This is a genomic window from Gluconobacter cerinus (assembly GCF_002723935.1).
Taxonomy (GTDB): domain Bacteria; phylum Pseudomonadota; class Alphaproteobacteria; order Acetobacterales; family Acetobacteraceae; genus Gluconobacter; species Gluconobacter cerinus.
On sequence record NZ_BEWM01000003.1, the window covers coordinates 30,569 to 50,247 of the forward strand.

Annotated in this window: 20 protein-coding genes, 1 tRNA gene and 1 pseudogene; 17 read left to right on the plus strand and 5 right to left on the minus strand. The window is 54.0% G+C overall.

Translation table 11 applies throughout. The features are described 5' to 3' along the window. The first annotated feature begins 2 nt into the window (after window positions 1-2). From GCE01_RS07250 to GCE01_RS07280, 7 genes and pseudogenes are all read left to right on the plus strand, one after another. Entirely contained in the window at window positions 3-2,324 is a 2,322-nt protein-coding gene (locus tag GCE01_RS07250) for a TonB-dependent siderophore receptor (protein WP_145995780.1), read from the plus strand. A gap of 47 nt (window positions 2,325-2,371) precedes the next feature. After that, the gene (locus GCE01_RS16845) at window positions 2,372-2,524 is read left to right on the plus strand and encodes a hypothetical protein (RefSeq protein ID WP_167386136.1); all 153 of its coding nucleotides are present in this window, start codon (window positions 2,372-2,374) and stop codon (window positions 2,522-2,524) included. Window positions 2,525-2,528: 4 nt separating this feature from the next. Next, window positions 2,529-3,476, plus strand: coding sequence for a LysR family transcriptional regulator (locus GCE01_RS07260; protein WP_099212072.1), 948 nt, complete (start codon window positions 2,529-2,531; stop codon window positions 3,474-3,476). Window positions 3,477-3,628: 152 nt separating this feature from the next. Beyond that, on the plus strand, window positions 3,629-5,227 hold the full coding sequence (locus GCE01_RS07265; protein WP_167386137.1) for a peptide-N4-asparagine amidase: 1,599 nt from the start codon (window positions 3,629-3,631) through the stop codon (window positions 5,225-5,227). A 71-nt stretch (window positions 5,228-5,298) separates the two neighbouring features. Continuing rightward, a complete protein-coding gene (locus GCE01_RS07270; RefSeq protein WP_099212076.1) occupies window positions 5,299-6,525 on the plus strand; it encodes an erythromycin esterase family protein in 1,227 nt (408 codons plus the stop codon). Window positions 6,526-6,765: 240 nt separating this feature from the next. Beyond that, window positions 6,766-7,752, plus strand: a complete 987-nt coding sequence (locus GCE01_RS07275) for a glycosyl hydrolase family 18 protein (protein WP_211516768.1) — start codon at window positions 6,766-6,768, stop codon at window positions 7,750-7,752. A gap of 203 nt (window positions 7,753-7,955) precedes the next feature. Next, window positions 7,956-8,714: pseudogene (locus GCE01_RS07280) on the plus strand (IS5 family transposase). Between the two features lie 14 nt (window positions 8,715-8,728). On the opposite strand, the gene GCE01_RS07285 reads toward GCE01_RS07280, so the two are convergent. Then, complete coding sequence (locus GCE01_RS07285; RefSeq protein WP_099212078.1) at window positions 8,729-9,541, minus strand: substrate binding domain-containing protein; 813 nt, start codon at window positions 9,539-9,541, stop codon at window positions 8,729-8,731. Between the two features lie 114 nt (window positions 9,542-9,655). Here GCE01_RS07285 and GCE01_RS16850 point away from each other — a divergent pair, with 114 nt between their 5' ends. The 5 genes from GCE01_RS16850 (at window position 9,656) to yghU (ending at window position 12,940) form a co-directional block, all read left to right on the plus strand. Continuing rightward, window positions 9,656-9,817 (plus strand): hypothetical protein, encoded by a 162-nt coding sequence (locus tag GCE01_RS16850; RefSeq protein WP_158092997.1) that lies wholly within the window; start codon window positions 9,656-9,658, stop codon window positions 9,815-9,817. Continuing rightward, window positions 9,810-10,436 (plus strand): glutathione S-transferase family protein, encoded by a 627-nt coding sequence (locus GCE01_RS07290; protein ID WP_099212080.1) that lies wholly within the window; start codon window positions 9,810-9,812, stop codon window positions 10,434-10,436. Before GCE01_RS16850 ends, GCE01_RS07290 begins: the two co-directional genes overlap by 8 nt. 124 nt (window positions 10,437-10,560) lie before the next feature. Further along, a complete protein-coding gene (locus tag GCE01_RS07295; RefSeq protein WP_099212082.1) occupies window positions 10,561-11,238 on the plus strand; it encodes a peroxiredoxin-like family protein in 678 nt (225 codons plus the stop codon). Between the two features lie 107 nt (window positions 11,239-11,345). Next, window positions 11,346-12,065, plus strand: a complete 720-nt coding sequence (locus GCE01_RS07300) for a glutathione S-transferase family protein (protein ID WP_099212084.1) — start codon at window positions 11,346-11,348, stop codon at window positions 12,063-12,065. Beyond that, window positions 12,062-12,940: a glutathione-dependent disulfide-bond oxidoreductase gene (gene yghU, locus GCE01_RS07305; protein WP_099212086.1), complete on the plus strand. Its 879-nt coding sequence runs from the start codon at window positions 12,062-12,064 to the stop codon at window positions 12,938-12,940. The genes GCE01_RS07300 and yghU overlap by 4 nt, the downstream gene beginning before the upstream one ends. A 255-nt stretch (window positions 12,941-13,195) precedes the next feature. Here the strand turns inward: yghU and GCE01_RS07310 are convergent, their stop codons facing one another. From GCE01_RS07310 to GCE01_RS07320, 4 genes are all read right to left on the minus strand, one after another. After that, window positions 13,196-13,909, minus strand: a complete 714-nt coding sequence (locus tag GCE01_RS07310) for a DNA helicase (protein WP_099212088.1) — start codon at window positions 13,907-13,909, stop codon at window positions 13,196-13,198. 367 nt (window positions 13,910-14,276) lie between these two features. Next, entirely contained in the window at window positions 14,277-14,471 is a 195-nt protein-coding gene (locus tag GCE01_RS17400; RefSeq protein ID WP_306310176.1) for a hypothetical protein, read from the minus strand. Beyond that, window positions 14,468-15,460: a tyrosine-type recombinase/integrase gene (locus GCE01_RS07315; RefSeq protein ID WP_306310177.1), complete on the minus strand. Its 993-nt coding sequence runs from the start codon at window positions 15,458-15,460 to the stop codon at window positions 14,468-14,470. Before GCE01_RS07315 ends, GCE01_RS17400 begins: the two co-directional genes overlap by 4 nt. A 156-nt stretch (window positions 15,461-15,616) precedes the next feature. After that, a tRNA-Ser gene (locus tag GCE01_RS07320) sits at window positions 15,617-15,706 on the minus strand. 226 nt (window positions 15,707-15,932) lie between these two features. On the opposite strand from GCE01_RS07320, the gene GCE01_RS07325 reads away from it, so the two are divergent. The 5 genes from GCE01_RS07325 (at window position 15,933) to trmD (ending at window position 19,665) form a co-directional block, all read left to right on the plus strand. Further along, entirely contained in the window at window positions 15,933-16,454 is a 522-nt protein-coding gene (locus GCE01_RS07325; RefSeq protein ID WP_099212090.1) for a Spy/CpxP family protein refolding chaperone, read from the plus strand. Window positions 16,455-16,583: 129 nt separating this feature from the next. Further along, window positions 16,584-17,999, plus strand: a complete 1,416-nt coding sequence (gene ffh / locus GCE01_RS07330; protein WP_099212092.1) for a signal recognition particle protein — start codon at window positions 16,584-16,586, stop codon at window positions 17,997-17,999. Window positions 18,000-18,039: 40 nt separating this feature from the next. Next, on the plus strand, window positions 18,040-18,390 hold the full coding sequence (rpsP, locus tag GCE01_RS07335) for a 30S ribosomal protein S16 (RefSeq protein ID WP_099212690.1): 351 nt from the start codon (window positions 18,040-18,042) through the stop codon (window positions 18,388-18,390). Between the two features lie 31 nt (window positions 18,391-18,421). Continuing rightward, complete coding sequence (rimM, locus tag GCE01_RS07340; RefSeq protein ID WP_099212093.1) at window positions 18,422-18,964, plus strand: ribosome maturation factor RimM; 543 nt, start codon at window positions 18,422-18,424, stop codon at window positions 18,962-18,964. Next, entirely contained in the window at window positions 18,961-19,665 is a 705-nt protein-coding gene (gene trmD, locus GCE01_RS07345) for a tRNA (guanosine(37)-N1)-methyltransferase TrmD (protein ID WP_046901338.1), read from the plus strand. Before rimM ends, trmD begins: the two co-directional genes overlap by 4 nt. Window positions 19,666-19,679 lie beyond the last annotated feature (14 nt).

Genomic DNA, 19,679 nt, shown 5'->3' on the forward strand with positions numbered 1-19,679 from the left:
ATATGAACACTTCGTTGCTAAAGCGAAACGTATCACTGTATGTCACGGCAGGCCTCATGGGGGCTTATGCTCCTGCTTACGCAGCAGAGACGGGGGCTTTGCAGAGCAGCTTCAAGCAGGTTTCTGACACAATCGTCGTGCTGCCCCGCCAGTCCCTGAAGAAAACTGTTACAGAGATTTCGCTCCGGATGCACGTTCCAGTGACTATTGGGCCGGATGTGCCTGACACGGTCTATGCGGCGCCGGTAAAGTCCCGGATAGCGGGCGAGGCGCTGGAACAGGCCCTCGTTGGAACGGATTATACCATTTATACGGACAAAGCGGGGGCGGTCTATATCCAGCCGGCCAACCGGGAAAGCATGAATGTCCGCGCCAAGCGGAACGAGGCCGAAACACAGTACAATGTGGACTCATCTGCGTCTTCGACGAGAACTGGCGGCTCAATCCGGGATCTGCCCCAGTCGTCGCGTACGATCACCAGCGCCCTGATTGCAGACCAGCAGATCCAGACCATTGCGGATGCCATGCGAAACGCCAGCGGCATGACCGTCAACCGCAGCAACCTTCAGGGCTCCAACAGTTATACGGTTCGTGGATGGACAGCGACCGGCATGACGAACGGCATGCTTGACCCTACAGGAGCCATGCAGCCGACGGCGAATGTCGAACGTGTCGAGGTTCTCAAAGGCCCCGCTGCCCTGCTTTCGGGGGGAAACAACATGGGCGGATCCGTGAATGTGGTCACGAAGAAGCCTGTCGCGGAAAACCTTCTGAATGTTGAGGGAATGTATGGATCCTACAACGATCGGAAATTCACTGTAGACGGCTCCACAGCACTGAACCGCGCCAAGACCTGGAGCGCGCGGATTGTTGGCGATTTTGCGGATCAGAAACTTAACTGGGCCGGATATAAAGGCAGAAAAGAATACTCGGTTGCGCCTTCGGTCAGATTTAAAAATCGTACAATTGACGTAACGGTCGGCGTGGAAAACTCGAAGGTCCGTCAGCCACAGACCGGCTATGCCGTTATTCCGGCCGTAGGGGCGGATCCCCAGATCGTGACTTACGGCAAAGAATACGGTCCAAATAATCAGGGAATTACGGCGTGGAACACGCGGTGGTTCTATGAAACAACCTGGAACATCAATCGCTGGTTGACTTTTGTCAGTCGAAGCCACGTCTCCAATTCGACAACGCTCGTAAACATGTATGGTCCGGCGGCCAATGTCGGGAGCGGCAACTACCTGATCATGCAGTCCATCGACAAGCAGGTTTCAACACAATATGCCACTGATGACTATTTCAGGGCAAAAATTCATACTTTTATGCTGAAGCATACGATCTCTGTTGGATTGAATTATTCCGATTATACCGTATCGGATTATGCTCCGAAAGCATCTTTGCTGACGACGTTCACAGTGGCTCCTGTAAACAAGTCACCAAATCTTGCGGGCTTTATTCCGGCTACGGATTTTCAGTACAGCCTCGGGTCTCGCCAGCTCGGTTTTTATGGCCAGGATCTGATAGAGTATGGGCGTTTCCATTTCTTTGGTGCGGTCCGCAATACCAGCTATCGGTCGTGGGGAAATACATCAAACGCCAAAACCATCAGCAAGCTCTCCCCGATTGCCGGTCTCGTTGTCGATATCAATAAACAGATCTCCATCTATGCGAGCTGGACAAAGGGATTCACGCCGAACTTCTCGATCGGCACAGACAACAAACTCCTGCCATCTCAGACAACCACCAACCTAGAAGCCGGTGTTAAGGGGCAATTTTTCAAGAAGAAGCTGGATGTTGTCGCGTCCGTATACCAGCTGGATCAGAGCAACTACCCTATTCTGGCAGCAGGCTCGACCAATCGATATATTGTTCTCCCTGGCATGAGAACGCAGGGTGTGGATATTGATGTCAGTGGTACCATTCTGCCGGGCTGGCAGGTGTCGGGAAGCTTTACATACGCAGGGTTCCGCTTCCTTTCGAATAGCCTGAATAAGTATATTGTGGCTGCCCAGCCTAAGGTGAAATACAGCCTCTTTACCAGCTACACACTGCAAAGCGGTTTTCTTAAAAATGCCGGGGTGTCATTCGGGGTATATGGAAATGGCAGCAGTGCTGCGGTTTCATATTATCCAAAATACATGATTGGAGCTCAGCATGAAATTGATATGAATTTTCTGTATTCGTACAAAAAGCTGAAATTCAATTTCGGGATCACGAATCTTGAAAACAGGAACATTTTCGGGGTTACCAGTACTCCGACTTATGTCTCCGTTAGTGGCCCCCGGATGTTCCGCGGTACGATATCCTATTCGTTCTTCTGATCGAAAGCGGCGGTATATCTTTTCCAAGCGCTTTTGGAGACTTTGTCATGAAGCTTGCAAAAGCGCCTGATCACGGGAACAGCGAGAGCCGGTTCCTTCAGGTTTGCAGCGATCTTTTCTTCGTTTCCGATGCTCTTGATGAGCAGATGTTGCGTTATAGAATGAGAGATCAGTCCGTCGCCACAAGTACAGGAGCCTGAATTCATGATGTCTAAAGATGAGCCGGACCGCATGTCTCTCAGGCGCCTGAACCTGAATATGCTTTATACGCTGGATGCCATATTGAATACGTCGTCGCTGACAGAGGCCGCCCAGTTAACCCATGTCAGTCAGCCTGCAATCAGTGTTGCTCTGAAAAAGCTGAAAGGTCAGTTGAATGACGATCTCATTATTTATTTAAACGGGAAAAGGGTTCTTACGCCGCTAGCGCAGGGATTGCGAGCCCGGGTCCGAAAGCTCTTGATCGAGGTCGATGAGACCTTGAATTTTCAGGTTACATTTGATCCGCAAACGAGCCGGAAAACGTTTAGGCTGGCAGCTTCCGAAAGTCTGGCCACAATGCTGCTTGGGCGTGTTGTTCCCAAAATGCTGTCTGAAGCGCGTGATATCAGTGTTGTGGTCTCTACGTTAAACAGGACAACACATGCGGACCTGTTTGAAACAGGAGTAGATCTGATAATTTCACCTGAAGCTCTGGTAGATCACAAGTTTCCATCAACGGAACTCATGAAAGATCGCCTGTCGTGCATGGTTTGGGATGAGCATCCTTCCATAAAATCCACGATCAGCATGGAGCAGTATCTTGATGCGCGTCATGCAGCAGTCTCTGAAACATCCAACTTCAATGTCGTGCCGCAGGAAATTTTTTCCAAAATGCGCGTCTCGGCCACTACAGGGCGCTATGGAACGCTTGCTGAACTCATTATCGGAACTGATCTGGTGGCCACAGGAAGTAGCTGGGTTCTACAATATTACGCCTCCAGATTCCCAGTAAAGGTTTTGAAATTGCCATTTGCAACAATGGAAACCCCAATTTATGTGCAATGGCCTTCTCATTTGACTAATGATCCAGCTCATATGTGGCTCATGAGATACCTCAATGATTTCGCAGAGCCTCACCGAATTGCGCATGCAACGTTCATGAAGAAATAGAAATCTAATATTTATCAAGAAATATTAAGGAATTTCATATAATGAATAACGGAATTGTTAAATTATTTCGTATGGCTTTCGCTTGTGCGGGGTTCGCAAGTATTTCGACTGCGTCCCCAGCCATGGCGTGTCAGCCTGGATCACCTGTCGTAATGGCGTCCAGTCCTGAAATTGGCACACATGCGGTAGCAACGTCTGATTTTCTGGTGCCCAGACCGAATACGACGCCCTGTGAGGTAGAACTGTTTTCCAATATTGCCTTTGAAGGCAGCCTTCCAAAGCCGATTGATTACATGCCGCCCCCAAATTGTCCCACGCCATGGGGAAAGATCGTTTTCGAAGCTGATTTTCATATCAGCACCGGTCAACAATATGATCGTACGGCCCGTGTCAGTCTCGGTGGTGTTAATCTCTTTACGGGAACCACAGCTGAGCCTGGTGCGTCCTTTGCACCGCTATGGCATGTGGAGCGGGACATAACCGATTATGCGTCCTTACTGCACAAGCCTGTTTCTGGTGAGGCTGAGCTCGTCAATGGTATCGCCGGAGCCAACAAGGCACGAATAGTCGCTTCCGCCCGACTGGTTTTTTATCCCTTAGAAAGCGGCCAGAAAGCTCCTGATGGACCCAATCTGGTTTTCGCACTGCATCAGCAACCTGTTGCTCTGAATGCCAAGGCACCCATTTTCGACAGCACTCAGAGCTTTCCGCGAAACATGACCCGCCTTGCGCTTGATGTTCTGGCTATGCCGCAACAGGTGGACGAATTCTGGTACATGTGCATGCCAATGCGGGAAAACGCTGCCGCTGTGACGCCTGATGACAACACCTGCGGTTACCCTTACCGGGAAACCGAGGTCCGTATTGATGGGAAGCTCGCTGGCGTAGCTCCTGTCTTTCCCTGGATTTATACGGGTGGCCTCAATTCCGTTTTATGGAAGCAGATCCCGGGGATCGAGACCCTCAATCTCTCGTCTTATCGCATCAATCTGACGCCTTTTGCAGGAACTCTGAATGATGGGAAGCCGCATCATGTCGCTCTCAGTGTCGTTGGGGTCCGGCGGAGTGAGGTGGTCACGGCGACAGTGCTGGCCTGGCGCGATCCGGTAAGGGAGATCGTCTCCGGACGCCTCATTCGAGGTGATGTCGAACCTGTCATCATCTCGATAAACAGGAAGTTGCCGTCAAAACCGGATTTTTCTGGGAGGTCTCTCACCGAAGCACACCGGAATATTTCTCTTGAGGGTTTTGTAGAGACTTCTAAAGGGCGCGTACAAACAAAAATCACTCAGGAGATATCATTCAATAATACATATTTGACGTCTTATACAGGAAGTAAAATCGACCAGAGTACAAACATAGAAACGCATTTTTCTCAATCCGGAGTGGGCTCTCGCGCGAACTACGATACCATCGAGCGTTTTCCCCTTGTCATTCTCCAAGGGAGATCGGGTGCGGGGAACGACCAGAAGTATAGCTACGATGTTCACCAGGGGCTGGTACGAAACATCAACACGGATTTCCCGTCTTTCAGGAGCAGGGAAATGCAAACATCCGTAGATGCAAAAGCGGAAATTCCACTTGTTAAAGACGGGACCAGAGCGCTGCCCAGTCTCAGCTCATCAAGGGCAGAATCCAGAATAAACGACAGTGTTGCAGGCTGCTATGACCGGACGCTCTTCAGTCAAAATCTAACCCTTGTATCGGTTACTGATGGCTGTGCTGCATCAGGTCCATCAGTTCAGCATTAGCTTGCAATATGGCCCGGTAAAATAACTCTGAATGCGTGCTCCAGAGTCTGTAACAATGCGGAATTTTCCTGATGCTGCTTGATTGCTCACTTCTCGACGAGCTGCCACCCATCGAAAATTCGTCATTTGCGACGCATTTTGATCGTTTTTCGGATGCGAAGCTGCTGCTTCTGGGGGATGCGAGCCATGGGACCGGCGATTTCTATACGGCGCGTGCGGCGATTACGAAGCGCTTCATCAGCGAATACGGTCATAAAATTCTGGCAATCGAGGCAGACCCTTGTGACGTGATGGTGCTTGATCGCTTTGTCCGGCTCGCACTTGGAGAGGTGGACTGGGATAAAGCGTTCCCCCATGCCAATAACTGGGTCTGGAAAAACGAGGAATTCCGCGCCTTGATTTCATGGATCAGTGAGTGGAACAGACATTTACCGCTCAAAGAGCGTGTTGCGATCTTTGGTCTGGATTGTCTTAAAACGGCTTCGTCCATGAACGAATTGGTTGGGTATCTGGAGGGAAGCAACTCCCCTTTGGTTGAACAGGCCCGTCATCTTCGGTCTGGGATGCTGAATTTCAAAGATGATCCTGCCGCATATGCATCGCTGGCTTCCGATCCATTCCGGATTGAAGCTGCTCAATTGATTTCAGAACTGCTGTCGTCGTTTCGGCATACAGAACCGAAAGCTCCCGGGCCAGAGCGCGAACTTTGGTTCAATGCCCTTTTGTGTGGAGTGTCAGTCGTCAATAGCGAGCGCTTCGAACGCTCCGAAGCAAAAGATTTCGTGACAAAGTGGAATGTGCGTGACACGCATATGTTCTTAGTTGTTCACGAAATACTGGAAAAATTCGGCTCTGATGCCAGAATTATTATCTGGGCGCATAATAACCATGTTGGTCATGCGGCTTTCAGCGAAATTGGCTATCGGCGGCACCAGACCAGTCTTGGCGAGCTGCTGAAAAATCAATTCGGAGATGAAGCCTGCCTGATCGGTTTTGGCACTGGCCAAGGATCGATTTTCGCATCAAGAGGGCGTGGCCATGCTCCTGAAGCTATGAGGATTGGAATACCTATTCCTGAAAGCTGGGAAAATCTCTGTCACAATGTGTCTTTTCCTCGTTTCCTGATGGACACCACACAGAGGCGTGCCAGACCTTCCGAGTTACGCCCTGGACGCACATTTGGGACTTTCTATCATCCTGAGCGGGAACGTGACGAATGTTATCTGGAAGCTGACCTTTTCAGGCAGTTTGACGCATGGGTGTGGATTGATGCGACGTCGGCTCTAAATTCGGTATGAGATGGTGATCTCCGCTGTTCAGGCTTTTCGAGCCCGCCACTTAGGTGGCCAAAAATCTGGTCTGACGCTGGACGGCATAGCTATTTTGTTGATCTTCTAGTCGTCTGTTGCTAAGAGAATAGTATTCAGATCGATAAAAGTGCGTCGACCAAAGTACTATTCTGTCATTGACCAGTGCGTGAAATTGAGAAGGACTAGAGGGGGAGGTGGTTTCGAGCATTCTTCGCGTTGGGGGCAACGTTGTTCTGGAAAGTGGCGTCGGCAGAAGCTAATGCACCTGAGAAGTTGTTTTATCTACTTAATAGCACTCAATCCTTCGACTCATTCAGTAAGCATCTGGACAAGATCGATGTCGTGGCCCCCGCTTGGTATTCAGTGGGTGCCGATGGAGTGGTGACCGGCCATGTAGATAGGCGTGTGCTTGATCTCGCGGTTACTCATAATATAGATGTTGAACCGATTGTCGGTGCCAGTGAGCGGGGGGCGTTGCATGCGCTTTTGAACGATCCAAAAGCGCATCGCCTGCTGATTGATCAGTTACTGAAGACGTGTCGAACGTATCATTTCGGTGGGTTTCAACTCGACTTTGAAAATATAGCCCTTACGGATCGAAACGCGTTGAGTGCGATGGTGCGGGAAGTAGCTCAGGTCTTTCATACAAACCATCTTATCTTTTCTATCGCGGTGGTGCCGAGTGCTCCGGGCTATCCGGGTGAAGGCAAGTTTTCTCGCTGGATGTGGGATTACTGGCGTGGTGCGTACGATATGAAGGCGCTTGGACAAGTAGTCGATTTTATTTCACTCATGACCTATGACCAGAATATGCGATGGACGACGCCCGGTCCTGTGGGTGGGTGGGATTGGATGGTAAAAAACGTCAATTATACGATTAGGTTTGTCCCGGCACACAAAATATCATTGGGGATTCCCCTTTATGGTTATCACTGGTCGACGGGCAATCCCGTCCGTCCGGACAAAAGCGAGGCGCCGAATATTACTGTCGATTATATCGATGCCGACGAATGGATTCCTTTGGCGAAACGTTCCGGGGCACTGATCCAGTGGGCTTCAAGTGCCCATGAGGCGTTCTTCTGGTTTGAGCGGGATGATTTACGAGAATGGGTATTTGTGCCCAACGCACGGAGTACGAAAGAGCGCTATGATTTTGCTGTGGAACGTGGCTTACGTTGGTACATCTGCGTGGGCGCTTGGGGCCGAGGAGCCTAGTACCTGGGATATGCTACCAGCGGTGCGCCGGTGATGGAAAACCAGTATATGACAGGGATTAGCCGTCTGGCACCTTTCTTCCTATATTGAGCGAGGTTGAGCCTGATTATGTTTGGTTCAATACTTTAGTATCGACAACCTAGGCTCAGGACCCATTGATTTGATTACGGAAATCTGATTCAGGCTCTGCGAGGAGACTGGAGATGAGCGACTTGTTTTGGCTGACGGATGAACAGATGGATCGTCTGCGGCCCTTTTTCCCGAAGAGCTATGGCAAACCTCGCGTTGATGACCGTCGAGTGTTGAGCGGGATCATTTTCGTGAACCGTAATGGCTTATGCTGGCGTGATGCGCCCCGGGAATACGGTCCACACAAGACACTGTACAACCGCTGGAAGCGCTGGGGCGACATGGGCATTTTCATGCGGATGATGGATGGCCTGTCTGCTGCGAAAGCCGAGCCTCAGACGATCATGATTGATGCGACGTATCTCAAAGCGCACCGTACGGCTTCAAGCCTGCGGCTAAAAAAGGGGATCCAGGTCGTCTGATCGGAAGGACAATAGGTGGCATGAATACGAAGCTGCATGCGATTATGGATCAGAACGGACGACTGCTGAGCTTCTTCATGACGGCGGGACAGGTCAGCCGATTATACCGGTGCCGCTGCTCTGCTGGACAGTCTTCCTATGGCACAGTGGATGCTGGCGGACCGAGGTTATGACGCCGTCTGGTTCAGGGACGACCTGGAAGAGAAAGGGATCAGTCCCTGCATTCCGGGGCGAAGATCCCGAGAAAAACCAGTCAAATACGACAAGCGAAAATATAAACGTCGCAACCGCATCGAGATTATGTTCGGAAGGCTCCAGGACTGGCGGCGTGTTGCAACGCGCTACGACAGATGCCCCACCGTCTTCTTCTCCGCCATCTGCATTGCAGCAACCGTCATGTTCTGGCTATGAGTCCTGAGCCTAACCTAAGCGGTGGAAGTCTCCAGCGGTAACGGCTTGGTTACCTCCATAATTCTCGCGACGAAATCTGCGAATTGACGGGCCTTGGCGGTCATCATCCGTCCTGCGGGAAAGACGGCCCAGAGATCGATTGTCGGCAGGGCCCACGCGTCAAGAACACGAATGACGGCGCCACTCTCCAGTTTTGGCGCAAACATCCAGTCGGGCGCGATGGTCAGGCCCATATCCGCCAGAACGGCGGCCCTGAGCCCCTCCGCAGCGCTGAGCTTGAGGCGCCCACTGACAGAGACCGACACCGCGGCACCTTCTCGCAGGAATGACCAGGCGCTTGGTAACTGGCTGTAAATGATCGCCTCATGGTTCGCCAGATCCGCCGGAGAGCGGAGGGCGGGTGACCGTTTGAGATAGGCAGGCGTGGCGAGGACCGAGCGTCGTCCTGTTGCGATCTTCCGGGCGATGGCCGTGGAATCCGCGAGTGTCCCCATCCGCAGGGAAATATCGACGCCTTCCGCCACAAGATCGATCATCCGGTCATCAAGAATGATTTCGACGGTCAACTGAGGATGATCCGCAAGAAACTGCGATAATTCCGGGATGATATGCAGCCTTGCAAACGTCGTTGCCGCCGAGACCCGCAATCGGCCTGACAGACCTGCACCAGCTCCCTTTGCGGCAAGTTCCGCTTCATCAGCCTCCTGAATGGCGTTTCGGGCCCGCTCGTAGAAGTTCTGTCCCACCCCAAGTTGTCGTGTGGCGGCCGAGAACGATCCCGTGTCCACCACGCGTATGAACGTGGCCATTGCCTGATAACGGTCCATGATATTCCTCCAGGGAATGAACCTTATCGCCTCAAGCGCTCTGCCCTGTCGAGTGCGGAAGAGGCATCTCTTAGGCATCAACCCGGACAGGCCGGGTTTCGAAGGAGCCCAGAGATGTCCGGTTCATTCATACGCGCTACGTCTGCGCTGGTAGTCGCAGACAGTCTTCTGGCTTTCCATCTGACAGGCAGCCTATTGCACGCTGCATCTGCCCTTCTGGGGCATGTCATTTCCGGCCTGTCTTCTACAAGACAGGGAGAAACCGCCGATGCTTGATGTCTACGCTTTCGCAACACCCAATAGCGTCAAGGTGACAATCGCACTGGAAGAGCTTGATCTTCCCTACACGCTTCACCGCGTGAACGTCCATAAAGGGGAGCAGAAGACCCCGAAATTTCTAGCCCTGAACCCTAATGGTAAGGTGCCGGTTCTTGTGGAGACGGAACAGGCATTTTCTCTAACAGAATCAGCCGCCATTCTCGTTTTCCTTGCAGAGAAAACAGGCCGGCTTCTTCCCGCTCAGGGCGAAGCCCGTGCCCATGTTTTTGAGCAGCTGTTCTTTCATGCCTCTGGCCTCAGCCCAGCCTTCGGACAATCCGGCTTTTTCCAAAGGTTCGCAGCAACGCCCGAGCCGATTGCGCTAGAGCGTTTCGCCACCGAGGCAAACCGCACGCTGCATGTGCTCAATACGGTTCTGGCGAAAAACCGGTTCGTGGCTGGAGACGAGTTTACCATCGCCGATATCGCCCATTTCGGCTGGCTGTGGCGTCGCGGCTTTCCAAACATCACGCTCGACGACACGCCTTATGTCGCCCGCTGGTATGCGGACATCGAGAGCCGACCTGCCGTGCAACACGGCATCGCCCGTATCGAAGCCCTCGTTCCCCAAGACTGAGCGGGCCAAAATCTCTGAATGACAGCCATTCCGACATGGAATGATCAATAGTCCTCCATGCCATCATCCCTGAAAAACCAGCAGCCCTAACGTCAGGCATCGCCTCATTTCAAAGGAAACACCCATGTCTCTTCAGACAAAACTCGACGCTTTCAAGGCTGATTTCGAAGCGGGTAAGCCGCCTTATAATGTTCCGGCTTCGGTGATTGAGGTCATGCACCGTGCAACCGCTGAACTGGTTGCTTCGGGTGCAGCGGAAAACACGCTCAAAGCAGGGGACCAGGCTCCTTCCTTCATTCTGAACGACCCGGAGGGCAATCCGGTGTCCTCCGCAGATCTGTTGTCAAAAGGCCCACTGGTCATCAGTTTTTATCGCGGTGTGTGGTGCCCCTACTGCAACATGGAGCTTCAAGCTCTTGAGGCTGCACTTCCGTCTTTCCGTGAAGTCGGCGCAAGCCTGATTGCCATCTCACCGCAGACGGCCGTGAACAGCCGTAAGTCGGTCCGTCAGAACCATCTCGACTTCCCCATCCTGTCAGATCCGCATAACGACGTTGCAGCAGCGTTCGGTCTGCGGTTTGTCCTGCCGGACTATCTCGTAGACCTCTACACCAACCTGAAAAACGATCTTCCGTCTTTCAATGGCGATGACAGCTGGACGCTGCCGATGCCTGGCCGTTTCGTCATCGGGCAGGACGGCGTAATCCTCTATGCCGAGGTCAATCCGGACTATACCCGACGCCCGGAGCCGGAAGACATGCTGCCAGCACTTCGAAAAGCAACACAGACTTCGGCAAACTGATTATCAGCCTTTTGGCGTCTGGATATGGCCCTATCAGCTCCTAGTAGGGCCATCCCAGTCGCCATCAGACAAAAACTTTTCCTGCACTGAACCCAAGGGAGTGGCTCATGATTCACTTCTACTATGGCCCCGGTCCAAATCCGGCAAAAATTGCGCTGTTTCTGGCTGAAACAGGCATGGCTTTCGAAGCCATCCCGGTCGATACCTATCGTGGTGCCCAGCATGATCCCTCATTTCGGGCTATCAATCCCAATAGCAAGGTTCCTGCTCTCGTAGACACGGATGGTCCGCAGGGCAGTCCCGCAATCCTGTTCGATTCCACGGCTATCCTTCTCTATCTGGCTGAGAAAACGGGACAGTTCCTCGGAACGGCGCAGGATCGCCCCCAGCTTCTGTCCTGGCTGATGTTTGTTGCAACGGGTCTTGGTCCCTTCTCAGGACAGGCGGTGCATTTCCAGCATGCAGCGCCGGAAGGCCTGGACTATGCGGTCCATCGATACCGTCGTGAAGCGGAGCGGCATTATCAGATCCTGAACGATCATCTGGAAGGACGATCTTTCATTGTCGGCGATCATTATACGATTGTGGACATGTCGGCCTGGGGCTGGCTGGACCGGGCAGTGCGGGTCATGAAAGGTGAAGACAGGCCGTTGGAACGCTGGCCCAATCTGAGCCGTTTCATAGACATAATGAACGCTCGTCCTGCAGTCGATCGTGCCCATGCCATCATGAACGGGCACGCATTCAAGACTGTCATGGATCAAGACGCGCGTCAGGCCATGTACCCGACCAGTTTCTCCTCAGCGTCAAAAGGAACAGCGTCATGAGCGGCCCCTCCGATTATACACCCCCCAAAGTCTGGACATGGACGGCACCAAGTGGCGGCAAATTCGCGAGTACGAACCGCCCGACTGCCGGGGCCACCCATGAGCAGACACTTCCGATTGGCCAGCACCCGCTTCAGCTCTATTCCCTTGGCACCCCCAATGGCGTCAAAGTCACGATCCTACTTGAGGAACTGCTTGGTGCGGGTCATACGCAGGCCGAATATGATGCTTGGCTTATTCGCATTGGCGAAGGGGAGCAGTTCGGCTCCGGCTTCACGGAGATCAATCCGAATTCCAAGATTCCAGCCCTTGTCGATCACAGCGGCGATCAGCCTCTGGCCGTTTTTGAGTCCGGGTCAATCCTGTTGTATCTGGCCGAAAAATTCGGTGCCTTCATCCCCCGGGATATCGCTCATCGGACGGCATGCCTGAACTGGCTATTCTGGCAGGTAGGCAGTGCACCTTATATTGGTGGCGGTTTTGGACACTTTTATGCTTACGCGCCAGAGAAAATCGAATACGCGATCAATCGGTTTGCCATGGAAGCCAAGCGTCAACTGGATGTGCTTGATCGGCGTCTTGCGGAAAGCCCCTTCATAGCTGGCGAAGAATATACAATTGCCGATATGGCCATTTTCCCGTGGTACGGTGGCCTGGTAGAGGGTTTGCTCTACAATGATGCGGCCACGTTCCTGAGCGTTCAGGGCTATTCCCATCTCAGAGCATGGGCAGACCGACTTCTAGAACGGCCTGCCGTTCAGCGCGGCCGTATGGTCAACCGGACATCCGGAGACCTCTCCAGCCAACTTCATGAACGTCACGACGCTTCCGATTTTGAAACGAAGATGCAGGATCGCCTCGGCAGCAAGGCATAAATCATCGACGTCCGGTTTTTTCACGCACGTCCGAAACCGGACACTCTGCTCTCCCTCCTAATTCTCCTGTATGTTTAAGAAAATCAGAACAGAGCGGCGGCAGTCGCCTTTATGCAGACACACGCCCCACTCTCAACAAGGCTCGCTGACCGTCGCGGGTTTCTGTCGCAAGAGATCGATCGTATCAAGCGGCAAGAATGTCCGACAAAGGTAACCTACCGAGGCGCGGAGAACGCGCCCCGGTAGGCGAACACATCAGGCAATAGCTAGAAACTGCGCCTTACCGTCATGTAGGAAGCAGGCTTTTGAGAAAAGTCCTACATCTACTGTGTTAGGCAACCGTATGTCCTGCATATCCGGCAGGGGTTTCACCTCTGGATCGTATCCACGGTCGATCTGGGAGACGAAGGCTAGAATATTACCGGTCTTTCGTGCGAAATTTTGAAGGGAAGTTATTTGCTCCGAAAGCTCGGGCTTATTTCTCCGCTGATCGAGAATTTGCAGGTAGTCGATAACGGCGACTGTGCCTGGGGAAGCATCGGCAAGGTAGCGCATGATATATTCAGCGCAAATCTCGTCAGAGGTCACGATTTCCAGAGCGGTGCCGAGGCCTGATGACCCGCCTTCCAGCGACCGGATGCGGGCATGGGTTTCCTGCTCGGTATATTCGAGGGTGAAGAAGACACCTCGCCGACCGTCACGGATGGCATCGAGCAAGAGCTGAAGCCCGAGCAGGGTTTTGCCATGACCGGGCCGCGCTCCCATCAAGAGCATATCGCCATCAGAAAGTCGGGACAGCATTTCACTCGCCGTCGCAGCCGTTGCAACTCGAGCAGAAAGCAGACCCCACCTTGCAAATCCTTCATCGCGTGCCACACGGTCTAACGCCGTATGAAGGGGAACATTTTCATTGCGAGCCAGCAGTTTGGCTCGACGCTTCAGTTGATAGATTGGGGCAGACAGCTTCATCAAGGAACCTCCATTGCGAGCAGTAAACGCAACCCCTCCTTATGCGGTGCTCGAACAGATGGTTCGATGATCTCAATACCCCGTATGAACGATACTGCCCCGATGGGAGGGAGGAGGCGCGGGCCAAGCCTGTTCACTTGCTATAGCCGAATGTGGGTGCCGAGAAAATCCCCCAACCTGTGGCGGAACAGGTTGGGGGATTTACGCCACAGTCTCAGCCACGGCATAGGTCTGCTTTACCAACCGGGACGCTCCTAAGCGGAAAGGCAGCAATCCCCCACTAAGAAGATATTATGCTCCCGTTAAGAGCTGACCTCATCAAGCTCTCTGATCTGGTATTGCTTTCTACTGAAAGATGGGGGGCTGTCTATCGCTTTTGGTGATCGAGCAAACCAGTTGGAGGTGAAGCGTTCTCCATAAGAAGATCGGCCCAGATCTGAGCAAGTTCTTTTCGTCGCTCACGATGAAGAGCACGATTATAGGCTGCTTCCACCCGATTCTTGTTCTGATGCGCCAGCATGAGGTCGATGATGGCCCTGTCGGACGGGTAGCGTTCGTTCATGATTGACGAGAATGACGCCCGGAATATCCTGCCCGCTGAAGAAGATAACTGAGCGCGTTCTCACTCATCGGGCGATGCGCCCATCGGTTGTTTGGGAAAACGAGCGGCCCTTTGCCTGTCAGCAGGAAAACTGCCTCGAGAATCTCCCGCGCCTGTCGGGAAAGGGGGACTTCATGTTCCCGACGCATCTTCATGCGCTCTGCCGGAATCAGCCAGGCGGATCGATCCTCTGAAAGTTCGTGCCATCCCATGGCATGGGCCTCGCCAGAACGTACAGATGTCAGGGCCAGAAAGCGGAGCGCCAGTAACGTCACAGGGTGAGCCGGGATGGCTTCAACCTGACGGAACAGATCGCGCAGTTCCCCCAGATCGGTGATGGCGGGCTGACGACCTTTTTTCAGCGGGACGAGTGCCCCCTTGACGATCGCTGCGGGATCCTGCGTGCCCAGACCATGGGCGATTCCGAACAGGAAAATCGCGCTCAGTCTCTGGCGTATCCGGCGTGCCGTTTCCCTGGCTCTTCCGGCTTCAATCTTTCTGATGGTCGCGAGCACCATTGGCGGAGTGATATCGTTAAGATTGAGAGAGCCCAGATCAGGCCAGACGAACCGCTCCAGACTCGTTTCGACGTCTTTCCGGTGGCGCGGAGTCCAGCGCGAAGCCTGTGAAGCAATCCAGATTTCTCCAACGTTTCTGAGTTGGCGATCTGTCTGGCGGGCTTCTGCCTGACGCTGTTTGCGGGTCAATGAAGGATCCCGACCGGCACGGAGTTCGCTACGCGCCTGATCCCGGGCGTCTCTGGCTTTTGCGAGCGTCACTTCAGGATAAGTGCCAAATGCAAGGAGCTTCTCCTTGCCACCAAAGCGATACTTCATACGCCAGAGGCGCGATCCGTTCGGCTGGACGAGAATAAAAAGACCACCTGCGTCTGCAAGCTTGTAAGCCTTGTCTTTCGGGGCAAGGCGCCGGAGCTGGACATCTGTCAGCATCGATACCCCCAAGACCAGTCTGATACCCCCATAACTACCCCCGCATTGCATGCGCTTCAAGGATTGCCACAGTACGCTCTGGATCGTTAAAATCGTCGGTAACCCGCCGAATTCAAGACCGGATGCGCATTATGGAATGTCATGGAATATATCTTCTGGCGGAGAGGGTGGGATTCGAACCCACGGTACGCTTCCACGCACGGCGGTTTTCAAGACCGCTGCCTTAAACCACTCGGCCACCTCTCCAGACCCCAACCGTAGAATCGGGAGTCGTGTCCTGCGTGCAGGACGTGGGCGGCTACATGCGATGAGATGGCGCTCACGTCAAGCCTCCTTCTTTGTTACATACCTTGGAGGGGTTTACTCTTCGAAACAGGACATGGGGCGTTTTGTAACGAAAAAACTGTCATCTTGAAGGGAATGGGGCGGGAACGCTTTTTCGCCTCTCATCACCATCAAGGATATAGCATCCATGACGGCATTTCGTCTTTCTGTTCTCTTTCCGGCTCTAGCTTCCGTTGGGCTGTTGGCTGGTTCCGCACTGGCGCACGCCCATCCGGGTGCGCCTGGACCGCAGCCTGATGGCATGCATGGCAGGCCGGGCCCCGGGGGCATGCTTCCGCCGTTCCCGCCGGGAATAACTCTGACTGAGGCCCAGAAGGCTCAGGTCCATAAGATTTTCAGCCAAAGCCATGAAGAGATGAAGGCTCGGCATGAGAAACTGAAGGCTCTTCGAGACAAGATCCGCACGGCTCTTTCTGTAGAGGGTGATCTGGATCGTACGCTTCTCGCTGATCTGACCAAGCAGGAATCCGATCTGCATGTGCAGGAAGCGCAGGCTCGACTGGAGACGCAGGAGAAGCTTCATGATATCCTGACGCCTGAGCAGCGCCGCCAGGCGAACGCGACCATGGAGAAAATTCGTTCGCTCCATGATCAGTTGGACGCCATTATGGGCCATCCGCCCGAAGACGGGCCGCCGCCTGCACCCTGATTTCTAAGGTTGAGGCGCTCTATTGCTTGACGTCCGCGTCACGAAGCGATAGAGCGAACCTGTTTCCGGACACGCCACATCGCGAAGGCTCGCGCAGTGGCGTGTTTCTGCTTGCTATAAGGTGGCCCGTTGTTCGATCAACTCTCAGGTAAGATGTCCGGTGTCCTCGAAGGGCTTTCCAAGAATGGAAAGCTCTCGGAGGCTGATGTCACCGAGGCCATGCGTGAAGTTCGTCTCGCGATGCTGGAGGCGGACGTCGCGCTGCCTGTCGTGCGGGACTTCGTCAATAAGGTGCGTGAGCGTGCAGTTGGTCATGAAGTGCTGGAAAGCGTTTCTCCTGGCCAGGCTGTCGCCAAAATCGTTAACGATGCCCTGATTGACGCGCTCGGCGGCGCCGGTGTTGCTCCTCTGAATCTCTCAGCCGTGCCGCCAGTTCCATTGCTGATGGTTGGTCTGCAGGGTTCGGGAAAGACCACGACGTCGGGTAAGATCGCCCTGCGTCTCTCTTCCCGTGAGCGCAAGAAGATTCTTCTGGCGAGCTTGGACGTGCAGCGTCCAGCAGCGCAGCTCCAGCTTCAGCAGCTTGCTGAGCGCGTCAACGCGATTACAGGGCTGGTAAAGTCTCTGCCAATCGTGGCGGGGCAGTCGCCGGTAGGTATCGCGAAGCGTGCGCTGGAAACAGCCCGTCGCGAAGGCTACGATATCGTCATTCTCGATACCGCTGGCCGACTGTCTATCGACGAAGCTCTGATGGACGAGGTTCGCGAGATCCGTTCTGTTACGAACCCGGCAGAAACGCTGTTGGTCGTGGACGCGATGACGGGGCAGGACGCGGTCAATACAGCCAAGTCCTTCAATGAAGCAGTCGGTATTACCGGCGTTGTCATGAGCCGTATGGATGGTGACGCCCGTGGCGGTGCTGCACTGTCCATGAAGGCCATTACGGGCGCACCGATCAAGCTGACGGGTTCTGGCGAAAAGCTGGAAGCGCTCGAAGAATTCCATCCGGAACGTGTGGCTGGTCGTATTCTGGGGCTGGGTGACGTTGCTGGCCTTGTGGAACGCGCAGCGGAAACGCTCGACCACGAAGAAGGCGAGCGCGTAGCCAAAAAGATGCTCGCCGGTAAGTTTGATCTGGATGACTACGTGTCCCAGATCAACCAGATCAACCGTATGGGGTCGATCTCGGGCATTCTCGGCATGCTTCCTGGTATGGGCAAGATCAAGGATATGCTGGGTGACAAGGAGATCGACACATCGATTTTCAAACGTCACAAGGCCATCATTTCTTCGATGACCAAGCAGGAGCGCAAAACGCCGGGAATCATCAAGGCATCCCGTAAAAAGCGGATCGCCTCCGGTTCTGGAACGACGGTTCAGGAAGTGAACCGTTTGCTCAAGCAGTTTGACGACATGTCCACAATGATGAAGCGCATCAGTAAAATGGGCCTTGGTGGCCTGATGCGCGGAATGGGTGGGGCAGGTGGTCTGGCCGACATGATGAAGGGGATGGGCAAGCCCGGTGGGCGCCCGCCTTTCGTCTGATCAGCATCAAGTTTTCAAGTTTGTCTTTCAGGAGTTTTTCATGAGCCTCAAGATTCGTCTTTCACGCGCTGGTGCCAAGAAGCGTCCGTACTACCACATCGTCGTTGCAGACAGCCGCAGCCCGCGCGATGGCCGTTTCATCGAAAAGGTTGGCGCATACAACCCGATGCTGCCGTCCGACCATGCTGATCGTATCCGCCTCGATGGCGAGCGCATCCAGCATTGGCTGTCCAACGGCGCGCAGGCAACCGACCGCGTTGCACGTTTCCTCGGTAACGCTGGTCTGGCTCCGAAGCCTGCTTACAGCGAGCAGCCGAAGAAGTCCGCTCCGAAGGCCAAGGCTCAGGCTCGCGCTGCAGAAGCAGCCGCTGCTGCAGCTGCCGCAGCCTGATCTACTGCTGACGTTTCAGGACGCTTGATCCGTGCCACCCTTTAAACCTGACAGTGATGTCCTGATCGCGACCATCGGTCGTCCGCATGGCGTACGCGGTCTGGTTCATCTTCATGCAGCTACTGATGATCCGGCTTCTGTCGAGATGTTCGGTGCGCTGCATGATGAGCGTGGGGTTGTATGGACAGCAAGCTGGGTTTCTCCGGGAGTGGCTGCTCTGACAGACGCTCAGGGGAACACTCTGCCAGACCGCACAGCTGCCGAACGACTGGTTAACCGTCGTTTGTATGTTGCGCGTGAGCTTCTGCCGGCCGTCGAGGAAGACGAGTTCTATCATGCCGACCTGATCGGCATGACTGCAGTTTCCGAAGATGGCGAAGTGCTTGGAACCGTCTCCATAGTTCATGACTATGGTGCGGGTGTCAGCATCGAGATTGATCGAGGTCTGATCGTTCCATTCACGCTGGCCTGTGTGCCGCATGTCGATCTCGCGCACCGTCGCGTGACCGTCGTGCCGCCAGTTGAAGTCGAGGTCGCAGGTGATCTCGATGGAGAGGTACAGGTTCGGGTATGAGTTGGCGCGCTGACATCCTGACCCTGTTTCCGGACATGTTTCCGGGGCCGCTTGGATTTTCCCTAGCGGGCAGGGCGCTCGAACGTGGCATCTGGTCCTGTGAAGCGCATGACCTGCGTGCTCACGGACAGGGCCGCCATCGTGCGGTGGATGATACGCCATTTGGTGGTGGAGCTGGCATGGTGATGCGGGCGGATGTCTTGGATACGGCTCTCTCGGCGCTTCCCGCGCTGGATGGTCGACCCGTCATCTACCCAACACCCCGCGGACGTCGTCTCTCGCATGAAGATGCGGAGCGGTTTGTGGCTGGGCCCGGTGTTGTCGTCCTCTGCGGGCGTTTTGAAGGGGTAGACGAGCGCGTACTGGAAAAGCACGACATCGAACAGTTCAGTATGGGCGATGTCGTACTGTCAGGCGGAGAAATTCCTGCTCTGACTCTTCTGGATGCGTGTGTACGGCTGCTTCCCGGAGTTATGGGGTCTGAGATCAGCGGACAGGACGAGAGTTTTGCCGAAGGTCTGCTAGAATACCCGCAATATACCAAGCCGGCAGTCTGGGATGGGCGCGAAGTGCCTGAAATCCTTCTGTCCGGCCATCACGGCGCCATTGCCCGCTGGCGTCATGAACAGTCAATCGCAGTCACGAAGGCGCGTCGCCCCGATCTCTGGGATGCGTACCTGGCGCGACAGCAGGTTCATTGAATTTTTGTTTCCAG